The 17499-nt window shown below is 38.1% G+C and carries 14 protein-coding genes; 10 read left to right on the top strand and 4 right to left on the bottom strand.

Annotation, left to right across the window (positions count from 1 at the left end; all coding sequences use genetic code 11):
- Positions 1-1124 precede the first annotated feature (1124 nt).
- The 5 genes from ACPWSO_RS09180 (at position 1125) to ACPWSO_RS09160 (ending at position 4784) form a co-directional block, all read left to right on the top strand.
- Complete coding sequence (locus tag ACPWSO_RS09180) at positions 1125-1457, top strand: hypothetical protein (RefSeq protein ID WP_426082687.1); 333 nt, start codon at positions 1125-1127, stop codon at positions 1455-1457.
- Positions 1454-1690: a hypothetical protein gene (locus ACPWSO_RS09175; protein ID WP_426082685.1), complete on the top strand. Its 237-nt coding sequence runs from the start codon at positions 1454-1456 to the stop codon at positions 1688-1690. The genes ACPWSO_RS09180 and ACPWSO_RS09175 overlap by 4 nt, the downstream gene beginning before the upstream one ends.
- Positions 1691-1866: 176 nt before the next feature.
- Positions 1867-3048, top strand: a complete 1182-nt coding sequence (locus ACPWSO_RS09170; RefSeq protein WP_426082683.1) for a GmrSD restriction endonuclease domain-containing protein — start codon at positions 1867-1869, stop codon at positions 3046-3048.
- Positions 3049-3082: 34 nt separating this feature from the next.
- On the top strand, positions 3083-3472 hold the full coding sequence (locus ACPWSO_RS09165) for a hypothetical protein (protein ID WP_426082681.1): 390 nt from the start codon (positions 3083-3085) through the stop codon (positions 3470-3472).
- Positions 3473-3686: 214 nt separating this feature from the next.
- On the top strand, positions 3687-4784 hold the full coding sequence (locus ACPWSO_RS09160; RefSeq protein ID WP_426082679.1) for a hypothetical protein: 1098 nt from the start codon (positions 3687-3689) through the stop codon (positions 4782-4784).
- 184 nt (positions 4785-4968) lie between these two features.
- On the opposite strand, the gene guaA is transcribed toward ACPWSO_RS09160, so the two are convergent.
- Together guaA and coaA are read right to left on the bottom strand one after the other, a co-directional pair.
- Positions 4969-6525 carry a glutamine-hydrolyzing GMP synthase gene (gene guaA / locus ACPWSO_RS09155; RefSeq protein WP_426082678.1) on the bottom strand — a complete coding sequence of 519 codons (1557 nt, stop codon included), beginning with the start codon at positions 6523-6525 and terminating at the stop codon, positions 4969-4971.
- Positions 6526-6731: 206 nt separating this feature from the next.
- The gene (gene coaA / locus ACPWSO_RS09150) at positions 6732-7655 is read right to left on the bottom strand and encodes a type I pantothenate kinase (RefSeq protein ID WP_426082676.1); all 924 of its coding nucleotides are present in this window, start codon (positions 7653-7655) and stop codon (positions 6732-6734) included.
- Positions 7656-7819: 164 nt separating this feature from the next.
- On the opposite strand from coaA, the gene ACPWSO_RS09145 reads away from it, so the two are divergent.
- Together ACPWSO_RS09145 and ACPWSO_RS09140 are read left to right on the top strand one after the other, a co-directional pair.
- Complete coding sequence (locus ACPWSO_RS09145) at positions 7820-8401, top strand: SGNH/GDSL hydrolase family protein (protein WP_426082674.1); 582 nt, start codon at positions 7820-7822, stop codon at positions 8399-8401.
- Positions 8402-8511: 110 nt separating this feature from the next.
- Positions 8512-9120: a class I SAM-dependent methyltransferase gene (locus tag ACPWSO_RS09140; protein WP_426082672.1), complete on the top strand. Its 609-nt coding sequence runs from the start codon at positions 8512-8514 to the stop codon at positions 9118-9120.
- A gap of 260 nt (positions 9121-9380) precedes the next feature.
- Here ACPWSO_RS09140 and ACPWSO_RS09135 read toward each other — a convergent pair whose 3' ends face one another.
- Complete coding sequence (locus ACPWSO_RS09135) at positions 9381-10112, bottom strand: TraX family protein (protein ID WP_426082670.1); 732 nt, start codon at positions 10110-10112, stop codon at positions 9381-9383.
- A gap of 562 nt (positions 10113-10674) precedes the next feature.
- On the opposite strand from ACPWSO_RS09135, the gene ACPWSO_RS09130 reads away from it, so the two are divergent.
- Together ACPWSO_RS09130 and ACPWSO_RS09125 are read left to right on the top strand one after the other, a co-directional pair.
- Positions 10675-13122, top strand: a complete 2448-nt coding sequence (locus ACPWSO_RS09130; protein WP_426082669.1) for a glycoside hydrolase family 3 N-terminal domain-containing protein — start codon at positions 10675-10677, stop codon at positions 13120-13122.
- Between the two features lie 203 nt (positions 13123-13325).
- Positions 13326-14594 carry a DUF5068 domain-containing protein gene (locus tag ACPWSO_RS09125; protein ID WP_426082667.1) on the top strand — a complete coding sequence of 423 codons (1269 nt, stop codon included), beginning with the start codon at positions 13326-13328 and terminating at the stop codon, positions 14592-14594.
- 651 nt (positions 14595-15245) lie between these two features.
- On the opposite strand, the gene ACPWSO_RS09120 is transcribed toward ACPWSO_RS09125, so the two are convergent.
- On the bottom strand, positions 15246-16307 hold the full coding sequence (locus ACPWSO_RS09120) for a hypothetical protein (RefSeq protein WP_426082666.1): 1062 nt from the start codon (positions 16305-16307) through the stop codon (positions 15246-15248).
- Positions 16308-16593: 286 nt separating this feature from the next.
- On the opposite strand from ACPWSO_RS09120, the gene ACPWSO_RS09115 reads away from it, so the two are divergent.
- Positions 16594-17409, top strand: coding sequence for a hypothetical protein (locus ACPWSO_RS09115; RefSeq protein WP_426082664.1), 816 nt, complete (start codon positions 16594-16596; stop codon positions 17407-17409).
- Positions 17410-17499 lie beyond the last annotated feature (90 nt).

Genomic DNA, 17499 nt, shown 5'->3' with positions numbered 1-17499 from the left:
AGCAGGGAACCCCGCTTGCCTCGGTTACTTGTTTAGTAACCTTTCCAGTGTCCGACTCGGCTCAGCCCATTCCCATTTTGTACACCAACTACACAATTCAATAGGCTTGCAGCCAGCTTTTTTATAACAGGTTTCGGTGCGAAACCTATATCACCTTCAGGACGTATTATATAAAAGCTTCACTGCGTTACGCTACCGCCTTGTGCCCGATCTGGGCGTCACTGCGTTCTCGCCCTAAAAATCATTCCCCTGATTTTGTGTACCAATATTGCAACAACTGCACACCAATTTTTTAGGTACACCTCGAATAGCGCTGTGCTATTTTGTTGTAAAACCGTCGAGGTACAGTGTACAGCAGAAGATCATTCATTTTTGCAATATTAGGTACAGCGATTTAACGTAGCCATGCGGCTTACAGCCTGGCTACTGTACCTACTGACCCTACTGTACCTAAAAATCGCCGCAGCGATGCTCGCTGTGAATGGCATTATATCAATGATTTTTAAATGCAGGTACTTCATGTTGCAAAATCGAGGTACACAAGGAAAGACCATCCCCCTTACTGCGACACTACAAAAAACTCTGCGAGCTTTTCTTCGGTCTTGCCCTTCACTACGTTTCGGGTACTCTTTTGTTGCATTTTATTATCTATCGACAAGTGAAATACTAACAAAAAACGGAACAACATATATGTCGTTCTACAAAAGAAATTGGATTTTTAGATAACAATAAAACAGAATTGATATTTCTTCGTAGCACAAATGCAACGTATGTACACAAAGTAATTACACACAAAAGAATGGACTGAATTTGATCGTAAAATCTATTGTTTAATTTGCAGAGCTTAGAAAGACATTCGATATGAAATAATGTAAAACATGAACCGATTAGCAACGGCGTACCGTTGCTAATGAGTTTGGGACATAAGTAAATGCCTGAACTCTTCTTTCTCTAAAATCCGAATAAACGGCGTTCCAAAAGTAGCTCTCTCGGAAATAAGCCGAACTATCTCAAAAATATGAAAAACTATTTTCGGATAATCCGTCATATTTCTCGGAGCTAAACACTTTTGTCTCGGCCTCCAAAAAAGTGAATACACAAACAAAAAGAAAGTAGTGATAAAAATGAAACGACTTATTTCTTTATTAAATGGTTCCTATGATGGGTGTAAATCTCAAAAAAGGTTTTTATTAGCTCTTAATGCTTATCTAACTATTAAGTTAATTCAATTTATTAATTTTTTATTCTACTCATCTCAAATTCAACCAGCACCTTCAAATGCTATTCAAGCTATTCATTTTGGACTGCTTCTATTCATTCTTATTTGGTTCCTTGCAATTAGACCATTACGAGGTGTAAAAAGAGCTCAATGGAATTTTCTAGTAATCACATTACGTTGGAAACTAGCATTATTTACACTTAAGGTAGAACAAAAATTTAAGGAGGTGATTCAATGATTCTAGATACGAACAAACCCAAAGTTAATGACATCTTTTGGATTAATAATGGTGATAATACTGTTCATGTGATTGAAAAAGAGAATAACTTATTTGCAGCAATTTATTCTGGCGATAGTCGTTCACCAGTTATAGAATGTCTTTTTCTAAGCGCTGAAAAAAGCTATGCTGAACAAGGATTCAAAATTTGGAAACTAGATACGATTCTCACAGATGATGAACTATTACCTTAAAAAGACAGCAACGAGTATTGGGAAACTAGAATGCAACGAAAAAAAATAGTTTAGATATTAATGCCCTAGAGAAGTAGCAGCTACTTTTAGCAGCTACTTTTTTTATGTATACAAAGATGTTGATATTTGTTATTATGGTATTTGTAAAGAGAAAAATAGAAAAGAGGTTTTTCGTCATGGTTAGGATTAATAAAAAAATAGTAGCTGCTGTTGGATTTAACCCGACAAAAAAAAGCCATCAGTTAAGTATTTTAGACATGTGTAAATATATTAAAAGAAATAAAATTACATTACCTTTATATCAAAGAGATTTGAGTTGGAATGTACAAAAATCAATGGCATTATTAAATTATCAACTATTCGGAAAAGCACCAGTTGCACCAATATCTATTAATCAGATGAGTACGGGGATAAATGCGGTTCCTCAAGTCTCTTTTATTAATAGGGAGCTTATTGATTCAAATCAAATTGAAGCAGATCATCAATCTGTAGTTGACGGACAACAGCGTTTGTCTACAAATTATAAAGCATATACAAATCATGAAGATTTTAGAAATATATTTCTAGACGTATCGGCTGCGAAATTCAAGATAGTAGACGGTAGTATAAAAGATTACCATGTTCCTGTTGGAGTAGTTTTAAATGAAGATGATGGAGTTTTACTGCATCATCTCCAAGAAAAAGATCTTGTACAAGAGCTTTTCCCTATTTTAACGCAAGTTAGAAGCAAAATGATGAGTTATAATTATACAATTAATATTGCTGATAATTTGACAGAGGATGAACAAATTGAGTGGTTTGAAGTGCTAAACAACGCTGGAAGTAGAGTTTCGGCTTTACAAATGAGTTTTTCAAAGTTAAAACTCCACGATTTTGATATTTACTCGGACTATGTTGCTCCCTTTAAGGAAAAAATTCAAACATTTGGATATGATGAATTATTTTCACCGTTTACAACAAATGTCTCTTATCCAGTTGCTTCTTTAAATCCTGCATTTGAAAAAGTTAAAAAAAATGGGCAACATAGTAATAACTACGCACCCATTCCGTCAGATACTAAGGAATCTCAGATAACTAAACTAACTGTTGACGATTTAAAAAAAGTTATTGAATTATCTTTAGGCGGTTTAGATAGAGCATTATCTTTTATACAAAACAATGACTTAGAAGAATTTGTTGACAGAATGGATTATATTTTATATTTAGTTGGATATTTTATTTTTAATGATAACTTGGATATAAAGACTGAAGAGAATCTAGTTATGTGGATTGAAACAATTGATTTTAGCAATAAATCAAATGGGGAAAGACGGAATATTTTTGACAAATTAATTAATAACATCTTTGATGAAGATTGAAACGTTAGTTTTTATTTACTAAGGAGAAGATTTCGTGTTAGATTATGACAGCTATTTACAAAAAAATAACTCTATGTCTTTTGAAGAATCATTGGAAATATACAATTTGATTTTTAAAATGCTGGAATGCAAGGATGATTATTTAAACGAATTATGGAAAGAAGTCGTAGATTCTGCTTTAATTTATGCGAATATACGAATTAATTGGAATTATTTTTCTCGTGAAGAGAAAAATGAGAAAGATAATTTAAGGACTAGCTATCACGATACCTTTATGATTAATTTAAAGGCATTTCATAAGTTAGGTGAACAACTAGAATTAGATACTAGTTGGAAGAGAAAACTAGGGTCATCAGAAGACAGGAAGCGATGGGGCGATTTTGCTGGATATCTCTTGTGTATTGAAAATATTAGAGCAAGATAAAAAGATTATTCTCAGCCACGATACTATTAAAAGTAGGACTACTCGTCATTTGTTTTGATTCTCATTGGAATTGATTAGATTAGTAGCTTGACGTATTATTAAGCAAAAAATGTTATTCTGATTTGGAAAATGAATATATAATTTTAGTGTGTAAGTAATGATAGATAAAATCTGTGATAGAATTGTGTAGACTATGTTATAGGGGGAGTTCAAATTGAGTACAAGAGAACAAGCGATTTTATACTGGATATTAATCTTGATTTTTTTAAGTATTGTATTTAGGAGAAAAAATGGTATTTTAGATTCTTTAATGGATGTTGTTAAATATACATTTAAATTTCTTCTAAATCCCATTTCTATTGTGATTATAGGCTTCAATTTCCTTTATTTATGTATAGTCTACTATTTTGCATATAAAGAAAATTTAGAAATTTCACTCTGGTATATAAAAGATTATCTAATCATACTGTTTTTCTCTGTATATCCTATAGTTGCTTATTTAAAAAAATTAAATTTCAAACAACTATTTCATGAAAAGAAAGCAGAATTATTTGGTCTTGCTGCAATTCCATTGTTTATAAATTCATCTTATACTTTTTCTGTTGTTTGGGAAATGATATTAGTGTTTGTTTTGACAATACTTTCTGTCTTAATAGCAATTGGAAATCAAAAAGAAGATACAAAAATAGTGGCTAAATTCTTCAATTTTTTCTTAATAACAATCTCTTTGTTTATGATCTTTAGTTCTTTTTCTCAGTTTATTAAGAATATTAATGATGTTTTTACGTTGAATTTTTGGTTATCATTCGGTTTAGAACCATTAGTTTGGATAATCAATATACCAGTTATTTACTTAATTAGAGAAATGATTTTCATTGAAAAGAAAATAATATTTAGTGAATATAAAAATCGAGTATATCCTTATGTTAAATATTGTGCAAAGCTATTAGCAAGAAAAATTAGATTTCGGAAGTATGCACATCTAGATCATGATATACCAAACTATATTCAAGAAGCAAAAGAGCTCTCAGCAATTGGAGGGAATAGAATATATATTAAGCTGAATAAAAAAGAATTATCAGATGAAATCTTAATAGCTATTGCTAGTGATGCAATTTTAGGGAGAAATAAGTTTACTAACATAAATAATCAAAGAGAGAAATATCCTAATGCAGTTGAAATTAAAAATGCGAATAACGAATTGTGCGTATTCTGGCAAGATAACTTTGTAGCCCCTAAGTATAGAGTTGATGAAACTGAACGAGGAGGCACTGTTGAATTATTGGAAGGTATAAAATTAACCCGAACATAGTATAGAGGATTATGCCATTAAAAAATTAATATACAAAAATTCCCTGCCAAGGATCATCTTAGCAGGGTTTTATTTTGGTAGGGAAAATGGTAGGGAACCATATCATTTTTAATGAAAATCAAGCATTTCATAAGTTGAAAAACGTTGATTTATCGGTATTCCCTATTCATATTATGTTGGCTCTTTATTCCCACTCCACAGTTGCTGGCGGCTTACTCGTAATATCGTACACGATACGATTGACATGAGCCACTTCGTTCACAATACGTACGCTGATTTTCTGCAGGACTTCCCATGGGATACGGGCGAAGTCGGCAGTCATGCCGTCGATTGAGGTTACTGCACGGATGCCCACTGTATAGTCATATGTCCGTCCATCACCCATTACACCTACACTGCGGATGCCGGGCAGCACAGTGAAGTATTGCCAGATATCACGGTCTAGGCCAGCATTAGCGATTTCTTCTCTAAGAATGGCATCTGATTCGCGAACGATTTCCAGTTTTTCTTCAGTGATTTCACCAAGTACGCGGATGCCTAGACCAGGTCCAGGGAATGGCTGCCGCCAAACGATATGGTCAGGCATGCCTAGCTCTGTACCCAAGGCACGAACTTCATCCTTGAACAGGGTATTTAATGGTTCGATTAATTTGAACTGCATGTCTTCCGGCAGACCACCTACGTTGTGGTGGGATTTGATTGTCTGCGCAGTTTCAGTACCGCTTTCAATCACGTCTGTATAAAGCGTTCCTTGTGCAAGGAAGTCAATGCCTTCCAGCTTGGTTGCTTCATCATCGAAGACATAGACGAACTCATTACCAATGATTTTACGTTTTTCTTCCGGATCAGAAACACCGGCTAATTTATCAAGGAAACGTTTTTGAGCGTTCACACGGATAATGTTTAAGCCAAATTTTCCGCCAAGCATATCCATCACCTGATCGCCTTCACCTTTGCGAAGCAATCCATGATCGACAAAGATACACGTCAATTGGTCGCCAATGGCTTTTTGCAGCAGTACGCCGACAACGCTGGAATCCACTCCGCCGGACAGTGCCAGCAGAACTTTACGGTCGCCTACCTGCTCACGCACCTTTGCGATTTCCATATCAATGAAGTTTTCCATCGACCAGTCGCCAATACAGTTGCAGACATCAAAGGCGAAATGACGGAGCAGATCATTACCGTATTCAGAATGGCGAACTTCCGGGTGGAATTGTACGCCATAAAAGTTGCGTTCTTTATTTTGAATAGAAGCAATGGGACAGTCTTTACTTGTAGCAACAAGCTCGAAGCCTTTAGGAAGCTCGGTGACTAAATCTCCATGGCTCATCCAGACAGTTTGCGGTGAAGGCAAGCCTTTGAATAAAGCCGCATCGGCTGCTGTTACTTCCAGTTCAGCTTTTCCGTATTCACGGTTTTTGGCTGGTTCAACTTTTCCGTCTAGACAATAAGTCAAAAGCTGCATCCCGTAGCAGATACCTAGAATTGGAATACCTAATTCGAGAATCTCAGGATCGATGCGGAAAGCTTGGTCATCATACACACTGTTGGGACCACCAGATAAGATGATGCCCTTAGGTGCGATTTCTTTCACTTCTGCAGCAGTAATGCGGTGGCTCAATAACTCTGAAAACACACCGAACTCACGGATACGGCGGGTGATCAGCTGATTGTATTGGCTGCCATAGTCCAACACGATGATTTTTTCAACGTTTGTCATTTCGGAAACGTTCGTCACATTTATTACCCCTATCTATAGAATTATTTTTATATAAAGAGAAACGATTAGATTGGCTGAAGCTGCCTGTAGCTGCGAATTCGCAGAAGCAAATCTTCAGTGAACAACAAATCTTAGGAAAAGCCGATAACCAGAATGGTGTTAGGCCTTGATTCTCTCTAAAAGCAACAGTGGTTCAGCCTGTTCGAAAACAGCGAAAATGAAAATCAGAATTTTCTTAAATAGATTTCATCAATGATATGTTTTTCTTTTTTATGGAGTATGATATCAGCTCGGCCTCTAGTAGGCAAGATGTATTCCTCTAAATTCTTCAAATTCACATTTTTCCAGACATTTCTGGCCATCTCAAAAGCTTCTTCCCGATCACCGATTGCGTATTGATAATAATAGTTACTTGGATCCAGAAAGGCGGTATCGAGCAAAGCCCCAAAACGTTCTAAATACCATTGTTCGATCAGCTTTGGTTCGGCGTCTACAAAAACAGAGAAATCAAAGAAATCACTGACATAAATCTGTTCATTTGCCGGCAGTTGTAAAGTATTAATCCCTTCCACAATCAGAATATCCGGCTGATTGATTATTTCGTATTCATCATCGATGATGTCATACACGCTATGGGAATAAACAGGCACACGGATTTCATCTTCACCGTTTTTAACAAGATTCAAAAAGCTGATGAGCTTCTCCATGTCATAGCTTTCCGGAAAGCCTTTACGGTTCATAATGCCTCGTTCTTCCAAAACTTTGTTAGGATATAAAAAGCCGTCAGTTGTAATCAGCTGAACATTTCGACGTTTAAATATCCGGGACAAAATCGTCTGCAGCAGCCGGGCAGTCGTACTTTTCCCCACTGCAACGCTTCCGGCAATCCCAATGATAAAGGGCGGTACAGGTACATATCTATGCAGAAACAGTCCTTTGCTTAGTGTCAGGGATTCGAATTCCTTCATATGCAAATGAATCAGATGAGTTAACGGGACGTAAATATCTTCTACATCCTGCAAAGAAATCTGATCATTGAACCCTTTGATATTTTCCAGCTCATCTTCAGTTAACGGCGCTTCCCCTTTGTGGTAAAACCCCAGCCATTCCTCACGAGGAATGCGATAGTAATTCATTCTTTCGTCCATTTGCCCCTCCACCAACAGTGACATGTTTTCTTTGCCTATTTTAACACAATTAACAGCTATCTATACAGTGATAATGGAAAGAAATGTTTCTTTAGGCAAAAGTTTTTAGCAAGTGGTATGATAAAATCAGAATACAGCTATTAATTGTGAAAGAGGGGATAGGCATGACAAAGCTTGTGTTATTTGGCGACAGCATTACAGCCGGTTATCTGGGGGAAGCAGCTTCTCCAATATTAACGAATTTAGTGAAAGCAGCTCTCGCAGCGCAGGGATTTGAAAATATCATGATTTCAAATGCAGGGATTCCAGGAGATACCTCAAGTGGTGGAGTGAAGCGGCTTGAAAAAGATGTGTTGGCTAAGGAGCCTGATTACGTTACCATCTTTTTCGGTGCCAACGATTGTTCAGATAATTATCCAATTGATGTTGATAAATATGGCGAGAACCTAACAGAGATGATTGAGAAAATTGGCAGAGAAAAGGTTATTCTATTTACAGCTCCATTTGTTGTATCAGCTCGTCAGCCTAGTCGTCAAGATGAAACCGTGCGCCGCTTTGTAGCGAAAGGAAAAGAGATTGGCGAACAGTTTGCTGTTCCTACAGTAGATATGTATCATGCCCTGAGTGTTTACCCAGGTACGGAGGAATTTTTCCAGGATGACGGACTGCATTTTTCTGAATCCGGCTATGAGTTTTTAGCTGCCTTGATTGTTCGGGAGATAAAAGGTAAACTGTTGGATAGCTAAGTAGGAACAGCTGGCATTTTCTCAGATATAAATGAGAGTGAGCTACAATGTTTTGCTGGCAGCAGCTTTCGAATAGAAATAATAAGTAATCAAAGATAGAGGACAAACGAATGACGAATCATTATTATACAGAAAATCCGGATATCGCTCATGATATTGAAGAATGGGATTTTGAATTGGCAGGTAAAAACTTTCATTTTATGACGGACAGCGGAGTGTTTTCACGTAAAGGAGTGGATTACGGTTCCCGCGTGTTGATTGATGTCTTTGACTGGAAAGAATTACCAAGTGAAGGACGTATTTTGGATGTAGGCTGTGGGTATGGACCAATTGGTCTTGCTTTAGCACATGCTTCTGGCAGAACAGTGGAAATGATTGATGTGAACCAGCGGGCGGTGGCTTTAGCTGTGGAAAATGCCGCGAAAAACCACATTGAACAGATAGACATTCATCCATCTAATATTTATGAGACGCTTCATGAGACAAGCTATGCAGCGATTGTCAGCAATCCGCCGATTCGGGCTGGAAAGCAAGTTGTCCATGAAATATTAAGCGGAGCAGAGCCTTTATTGGCGACAGGTGGTACATTAACTGTTGTCATTCAAAAGAAACAAGGAGCACCCAGCGCTCAGAAGAAAATGTCAGAGGTTTTTGGCAATGTAGAGATTGTCAGTAAAGATAAAGGCTACTATATTTTGAAAAGTGTGAAGGAAGCCTGATTATTTGGATTTAAGTATACTAAAAGTTTAGGAATTTAGTTATGCCCTAGACGCATTGAAATCCGTTAAAAACTTGATAAACACCTATGGAACAACATGATTAACGAATGTTGTTCATAGGTGTTTATTTGTTGTCGGATGAATATTTTTACAGCAAACTTTGCCGCTTTTACATGAAAACTAATAGAACGCTTAAAGCATGACATAAGGAGAAGCTCAGTGATTAAAGAAGGCTAGTTTGATTTCCAGACTATTACAACTCAGCTGTTTATCAGCACAAGCTTTGAAGCAATGGCAATCACCCAAAGATGTAAGGGATAGAACAGGTAAAAGGCGTACTTAGTCATTGGGGATGTCTGTCCTTTTTGTCCGTTATAAAGATGAAGGAAAGGCACTACTGAAATAAACGCAAAATCAGAATTGACACCCAACATAAGCAGCGTATTTGACCAGTCCCCCATCCATTGGAAGCTGGTAATGAGTAGTAGTAGGGAAAAGGCTAGGTAGCAGGCATCTCTCAGTAAAACTTTTTCTCTAGTGAAGTAAGTAATCGCCATAAACGGTAAAATTACCATTCCCCCCTCAGTAAATAAAGCACCTGCCGCCAGCAAAGCTAAAGCTCCAGCAAATCCCATTAGTTTGAGTCCAAGCTGTTTTTGACTACTGCTCCAGCTGAACAACAGCAGCATTAGCAGACCTGCTGTTAAGGTTAGAAAGATATTGTTGTGGACCTGAACGGCTGGATCTGCCAGCCATAGATTCAGTAAGCTGCTGCCTGCGGCCATCATTCCGGCGGCTGCGCCCAGTCGCATCAAATAGTTCTGCCGACTGCGTGTGTAAAAAAAGCCTTCTACTACCATATAAGCAAAGAATACCCCTACACAGCGAGTAATAATATGGAAAATAGTGGCTGTCGTGTCTGAAACAAAAAATGAGATGTGGTCGAGGACCATTAAGCCCATCATAAGAAATTTTAACTGGTTTGCATTCAAAAAATCACTTCCTTCTTTCGTTGAATTGGAAAAACATTCTGTCGTTTCCAATGATGATATAATCTATAAAATTAAGTCCAAAGGTGTGATAGATCAGCACAACTGAAAGAGTATCATAACTAAAAAGCCGCTCTCCATAGATTGAAGTGATAACCAACGAACGAAAATGAAAGGATGACTACTGGATGCCTATTTTTTCATGTCTAATTTCTTCTAAAAGAATCAAGAGAGGCTTATTACGTCAAAAAAGAAAGCGTTGACATTTTGAAGTCTATCTCCTACAATAGACAGTGTGTTAAATGGAATAGTTTTCATTTGGATAGTGATTGTTTACGAACAAGCTAAACCTGTATGAATTAAAAAACGTGCTTGAAAGCATGCCTTTTTTGATTCGTTCAGGTCTTTTTTTATGATGAAAATCAGTTGGAAGCCGAAATCCATAAAATGTGTTTGTAATGATTGGAAGAAAAAAATAAACAAGGGGGACGGGGACCGATAGATGAAAAGATTTCTTTCAATTTTATAAATAGGAATGACTAATGAGAAGAGTGGAGGTTTTTTTATGAGAAAAGCAGGAAAGTTTATTTCTTTGGTATCGTTATCTGTATTATTGGCAGCCTGTGACAGCAACGCTGTTAAAGAAGAAAAATTAGAAGGAACTACTCCGCAAAAGTACACAACAGAAGAAAAAACAGAAGGAAATGTGACCTATATACTCGTTAAGAATCCGAATAATGGAGCTGTTTTAGGCTACTTAAAGGATGGTGGTGTTCAGCTGATTGAGGAGGAAGATGGGGATTATACTTATGCATTTAAGGATATGAACGGCAACGGTAAGCTGGATGATTGGGAGGATTGGCGTAAAGATATTGATACCCGGGCGGCTTCTTTGGCAAAGGAACTGACTAAAGAGGAAATAGCCGGTTTAATGCTGTTTAGTAGTCATGAGCGGGAACCAGAGCAGGGGTTAACCGACGATCAAAAGAAATATCTGAACGAAGATAATCTAAGAAATGTTCTGAATGCCGGCGGAAATGATGTTGAAGCTGCAGTTAATTGGAACAATGAGATGCAGGCGTATGTAGAGCAACTGAGTACAGAAGAGGGAAAGAAATTTATTCCAGTCAACTTTAGCTCAGATCCGCGGAGCACGGCTGGTTCAGATGCCTCGTATAATGCAGAGGGAGAAGATATCTCCAGATGGCCCTCTAATTTAGGCTTGGCTGCGACCTTTGATCCTGATACTATGTTGAAATTCTCTAAGGCTGCTTCTGAGGAGTATCGGGCGATGGGAATTGCTACGGCCTTGGGTCCACAGATTGAGCTGGCGACAGACCCGAGATGGCTGCGGGCTGACGGCACCTTTGGCGAGGATACGGCACTGGCGACAGATATGGCAAAAGCCTATGTAGACGGCTCGCAATCTTCCTATGATTCTGATGGAGCGGATATTGGCTGGGGAGCAGATTCAATTAACGCTATGGTGAAGCATTTCCCAGGAGATGGTATGGGCGAAGGCGGTCGGGAATCGCATATGAATAGCGGTAAATATGCGGTTTATCCGGGCGGTAATTTTGAAGAGCATCTAATCCCATTTTTAGATGGCGCCATGAAGCTGGATGGTAAGACGGAACAGGCAGCGTCTGTGATGAGTTCTTATTCTGTAGCAATTGATAAAGACGGCAATCCATTATTTGGAGTGAATAAAGGTTCTGCATATGATAAGGATAAAATTGATATTTTGCGTAAAGATAATAAGTATGAAGGGATTATTTGTACAGACTGGACGGTCACTTCAGCGGTTTCTGATCCTGATAATGTTTTGGGTATTGGTACAGCCTGGGGAGTGGAGGATGAGACAGTCGCTCAGCGGCACTATGAAGTACTGCTGACTGGTGTGGATATGTTTGGCGGGAACAATGCAATTCAGCCAGTTCTCGATGCTTATGACCTATGGGATGCAGCTTATGAAAAGGGCGACGTAGATATATCGGCTGAAGAACGCTTCCAGCAGTCTGGGGCTCGTCTGGTCAAGATGATGATGCTGCCGGGAATTTTTGAAAATCCGTATCTGTCCTTAGCTTCTTCTGCTGAAATCGTCGGCAGTGAAGAAAAAAGAACAGACGGTTATCAGGCACAGCTGGATTCAATTGTTATGCTGAAAAACAGTGATGAGACCATTAAAAAAGCAAATGTAGAAAAAGATTATCAGGAGAAAGTAGTCTATCTCCCAAGCTCAATCCATCATGAGTTTAAAACCGTTTTTGCAGACGCACAGGATACAGCTGAGCCTACAATGAATGTGGACGCAGCGAAAGAATACTTCAAAGAAGTTCTGACGGATGAACCAATTAAAGAAGGAGAAAAGGTAACAGGCTTTAAAGCACCGGATTTGAAAAATGTAGATATGATTGTTATTGGAATGAGTAGTCCGGATAATGGCAGTCCCTTTAGTAGTGCCGGTCTAAAAGACGATGTTTTCTATCCGCTGTCTCTGCAGTACGGCACTTATAAAGCGGATGGTAAGAATGTCCGCAAAACATCTATTAGCGGAGATGTTTTGGAAAATGGTGAAAAGGAGAACCGCAGTTATTATGGACAGACCGCAGTCATCAGCAATAGCTATGATTTGGAAGCCTTTAAAAATGCGAAAAAGCAGAGTGAACAAATTGAAAAAGATACAGGGAAAAAAGTACCGGTTATTGTTGTTCTGAAAGCTAAAAATCCAGTAGTGGTGAGTGAATTTGAAAAAGACGCTGATGCCATCGTAACTGGCTTTTCTGTGAGCGATCAGGCCTATTTCGACATTATTTTAGGAAAGCAGGAGCCAAAAGGGCTTTTACCAATGCAGTTCCCAGCAGATATGGACACGGTAGAAAAACAGCAGGAAGATGTTGCACATGACTTGGAGGTATATAAGGATACAGCAGGCAACCTGTATGATTTTGGCTATGGCTTAGATTATAAGGGTGTAATCTCTGATGCACGGACCGAAAAATATGTAAAATAAGCAAAAAAACCGCCTTTGTTTTATTTTTGTTTCTTTTAGTAAGAGTTACAAAAGAAATTCGCTGTCTGCTATCAAGTTTCGCTGTCTTTAAGTAAAAAACTGAAACCTTTCGCTGACTCGCCTATGCTATACTTTGGTCAAAGGGAGTACAGGTTGAGTAAAAAGGTTGCTGTATTTTTATTAAATGACAAAGGAGCGGAAAGATGAAAAAAGTTATTTGGGTGTTATTGCTTTCTACAGCAGTTTTGACTGCCTGCGATAATTCAAAAAAAGAAACAAAAAATTCTTCAACAGAGGCATCAACAGAGGAAGTATCTAAGGAGTCAACAGAAGAATCTACAGAGGAATCTACTGAAGAAACCACAGCTAAGTCTGAGAAAAAATCAGGTGCTGTTCCAAGTCTGGAAGAACGGTCTGAGGCAATGGCTGACTATATGGGTGCAGAGAAATCAGAAGAGCTGTATCGTCAAACTGACCCAGTAGTTGTTTCAGAAGGAGATTTGGAAATTTCGATTGACGAATATGCTTTGAATAAGCTGACAAATTTTGATTCTAATTTTAAGATTCCTTTTGGCGATGAAACAGAAGAAGGCGGTATATTACTAGCGACATTTACAATTACAAATAATAGTGATAAGACACTATACTATCCGTCAACTCCAGACTTAACCTTTACAGGAGCAACAAAGGCGTACACAAATAATAAGTCTGTTGTGAAAGATGATTCTGACAATATCATCAGCTTCACTGTTCGAGAAGACGGTGAACTGCCAGCAGGAGAGACAGTTACTAAAACAGCCAATTATCTCTTTAGTAAAGAGGCACTTGAAGAAATAAACAAGTTGGGAATTGTAACGATGCAGGTTCCACGAGGCTATACAGCGCCGGATACCTTTAAAGCTGAAGACGCCGTGGGTGAAGACCAGAAAATCCAGCTGTCAGTTACGTCATCTGGTGAAAAAACAGCAGGGGATAATGCAGCCTTTCTACAGGATAAAGCCAGTATAGATAACATGGGGACAAAAACACTGGATAAAGAAAAGAAAAATATAAATGAAACAAAAGATATTAAAGGATTCAAAGCAACACTTTCTGACTACCAATTTACTTTCTTTGAGCCAAATGAAGTAGAAGCACAGCGCTTTAGTTCATTTGAAAACGGCGTTGTACTATTGACCGTTAAATTTGATTTAGATAATCAAGGAAAGAAAGGCATTAATATGGGCAGCAGTGCCTCTGTGTTGACGGTGAATAACGGCTCTCAACGTCTTCTAAGTGAAGGAATGCTGGTAGACTACAATAGTATAAAAGACATTGTTCAGCCGGGAGAAAGTGGTGAACTGCTGCAGGTATTTGTTCTTGACCAGGAGCAATATGAAAAAATCTGGCGGGAAAAAGACTTTAGCATCAAGTTGAAACTGCTGGATGAAGACTTTTCAAGTGAAGAAGCAGAGTTTGATTTACCAAAATAAATTAAAAACATCCTAAGAATAGAGGGAAAGGTGACTCAGCGAAATACCTTTCCCTCTAGTTTTTGGTTATAAAAGTTATAATACCGACCAGATAGAAGCTTCAATGGTTTATCTGGTCTATTTAGTGTATCTTTGGAAGAGGCTTAAATCATAAGAAATTTTCACATTCCTCTTAAGTGATTATGGGAAAGAGAGGCGGACCCATAAATAACTGCTCAAATTCTTCTTTACACTAAATCCAAACAAAGGATGAGTTTGGGACATAAGCAAATGCCCGAACTCTTCTTTCTCTAAAATCCGAATAAACGGCGTTCCAAAAGTAGCTCTCTCGGAAATAAGCCGAACTATCTCAAAAATATGAAAAACTCCAAGTAGGTATCAATCAACAGCTACTCGGTTCCCTCGTAGTGTTTCTTGACAATTTTCGGATAATCCGTCTTATTGCTGTGAAACACAGTGAAGGATGAGCTGATGTTGAACAGTACCTCCTTGGTTCTCGAAGCTAAACACTGTTGTCTCGACCTCATTCCAGGCAGCTGCTTATAGTTTATCCTGTTTCTTGAAGCTAAGCGTTGTTGCTTTGGCTTCTAAAGGGTTCCGGCAATAGGTAGTACGATTGACGGGTTTTTATTTAACAGAATTTATCTAGCTTTAGTAATCCTCTTCAGATCGTGTGAATTCTTCATTTTCCAATCTTGTTAAAAAGGATTTGTCCATTCGATAGAGTTCGTAAGCCGGATTACTAGTTGTCGTTTCAAAATAATAAGCGACAGGAGTTCCTTTTACTAAGACCACAGCATAAGCTGCGCCTGCTTGTTTCAGTAATTCCTGATTTAACGCTGGAATATCTTCATTTAAATCGTCAATTTTACCGCTGTATGTCAATAGTACACCTGTATCGTAAGTATAGTTATTCAATACACGAGGGGAGCCAAGACCATCGTTGACAAAGCTGAATTTTTCCGGCAGAGACAATGTTAAAAACTCTTCCTGACGTGTTTCAGCAACATCAAGACCATATTGACTCATTGTGTCGTATGTCAACATGCTTTCATAAATCGCCCCAACAGCTTCAATATCTAAAGGATATTTGATGGTGATTGGACGATAGACACTGTCTTCTGTTTGGTTGTTGTATGAGCCGGAAGTAAAATTCAGTTTTATGGTGTGGATAGGGTAGCCTTGTTCCTGAAGGCTTTCGCATAGAAATAACCCCTCCTCTGGATCATACTCGTTTTCCTTTTGTGCTTTCAGCTCATAATAGTCCTGTCCATCCTGCTGAACAACTAGGTTATCAGGTTCAAGCGCCATGGGCAGGTTGTCAGCTTGAAAATTATCATACGTCATTTTCAGAACGGCAAAATACTTGTTTTTCACAGAGCTATTCACATAGAGAATAGAAATATCTGAATAACCGCGTTCCGCCATCGTTTTTTTCCATCCGTCTGATAAAGTGATTTCATTCTTTTCTACAAAGTATTTCTCAGGATCCACTGGCTGCTCTGCTGGATCATCTTGTTCAGTAAATGATGTTGTTAAATCATCTTCACTGGTAGAAACAATTTCCTGTGGAGCACGAGGCAGCTCTCGTTTGGATTGAGGGCGGTCCTCACGGATAATTCCCCCAACCCAAACAAATAGGCAATAGCCTAAGATACTTAATACCAACACTGCGGCACCAACTGCCGCTGTAACCAACTTTTTATTTTTCATTTTCTCCTCCTGTGCAGCTCGTGTCTGAAAAGTTTAGCGGTAAATATTGTTGTAAGTTTGATGATGTTTATTATCAAAAATTCTTATTTAAGCACCACATAACCTGGTTTTTTCATTTGATTTACATTAAAAATTTAAAAAACTCGTTTAGCACAGAACTTTTCAGACACGACCTAGTCTGATATTTATTATATAAGAAAAGCTTAGTACTGCCAATTTGTTTTTTCCGTTTTCACTTAGGAACGTCTATGCTATGATAAAATAAGCACAAACAAGGAGGATGAAAATGAAAAAAAGGTTAATTGTTGGTGGAATATTACTAGGTACTGCTTTATCATTTGGTATTACTGCTTCAGCTGCAGAATATCCAGCAGTCATTAAGGTTTATGATAAAGATAATGATGTGACTACGCTGGATGCTTATCAAAAATCAACAACAAAGTTCAAGGAAAAAACATTTACTGATCCTGAGTATGCTGCTTTTATAACAATGGAGGCGTTGTTTTCAGACGGCTTTAACAAGGGCAAGGATATTTTGCCGTTCAGTGAAGCCGAATTTTGGAAAAGTGTTCAGGAACAGTTCGAAGACAAACAGCCTAAAGGCTTAAAAGGAATAGTGGTAGATGGAGAAACTCTGTCTGCAAAGGAATTATCCTCAGCAACCAGTACTGTATTGAAAGAGATGCTGCAGCAGGTCGTAAATTATGAGGTTATGTCTTCAGAGATTGCAGGTGACACTGCAAAAGTGAAGCTGGCATTTTACCCCATTTCTTTAGGTAGCTTCAGTCGCCAGATTTTCTATTTAAACTATGATGTTTCTGGAGAAGGAATTGTTTTTCTGGAAGATGAAGCGTTTATGACCACGCTAAGTAACTACAATTATTTGAAATATGTGGAGAATAATATTGCCCCTCTTACCAAAGAGCCGGTAACGCACGAATTGACCTTGCAAAAGAATGAATCAGGGAATTTCGCCCCTTCCCAAGAGGCGATGAAAGAGCTGTATGCGGCTTGTTTGAATGATGCCTATACCTATAAAGATGAAGAAGGCGCCATTAATTCCGGCGAACGATTTTTTTTGAAAACACAGTTTGATAAATAGCATTAGAACGCAGAGATATTAATTCTGCGTTCTTTTTTATGATTAGCTGATAAAAATCAGAATTAAGTCTCAAATAATTAATGATTTAAA

Source organism: Enterococcus sp. LJL51, from assembly GCF_049894025.1.
Lineage (GTDB): Bacteria > Bacillota > Bacilli > Lactobacillales > Enterococcaceae > Enterococcus_L.
Note: the sequence above shows the minus strand (reverse complement) of the source record. Positions and strands in the feature narration are given on the sequence as shown.

Excerpts from the sequence above, each read along its gene's own strand:
- ACPWSO_RS09180 (WP_426082687.1), top strand. The coding sequence starts at position 1,125 with ATGAAACGACTTATTTCTTTATTAAATGGTTCCTATGATGGGTGTAAA.
- ACPWSO_RS09175 (WP_426082685.1), top strand. The coding sequence starts at position 1,454 with ATGATTCTAGATACGAACAAACCCAAAGTTAATGACATCTTTTGGATT.
- ACPWSO_RS09170 (WP_426082683.1), top strand. The coding sequence starts at position 1,867 with ATGGTTAGGATTAATAAAAAAATAGTAGCTGCTGTTGGATTTAACCCG.
- coaA (WP_426082676.1), bottom strand. The coding sequence starts at position 7,655 with ATGGACGAAAGAATGAATTACTATCGCATTCCTCGTGAGGAATGGCTG.
- ACPWSO_RS09145 (WP_426082674.1), top strand. The coding sequence starts at position 7,820 with ATGACAAAGCTTGTGTTATTTGGCGACAGCATTACAGCCGGTTATCTG.
- ACPWSO_RS09140 (WP_426082672.1), top strand. The coding sequence starts at position 8,512 with ATGACGAATCATTATTATACAGAAAATCCGGATATCGCTCATGATATT.
- ACPWSO_RS09130 (WP_426082669.1), top strand. The coding sequence starts at position 10,675 with ATGAGAAAAGCAGGAAAGTTTATTTCTTTGGTATCGTTATCTGTATTA.
- ACPWSO_RS09125 (WP_426082667.1), top strand. The coding sequence starts at position 13,326 with ATGAAAAAAGTTATTTGGGTGTTATTGCTTTCTACAGCAGTTTTGACT.
- ACPWSO_RS09120 (WP_426082666.1), bottom strand. The coding sequence starts at position 16,307 with ATGAAAAATAAAAAGTTGGTTACAGCGGCAGTTGGTGCCGCAGTGTTG.
- ACPWSO_RS09115 (WP_426082664.1), top strand. The coding sequence starts at position 16,594 with ATGAAAAAAAGGTTAATTGTTGGTGGAATATTACTAGGTACTGCTTTA.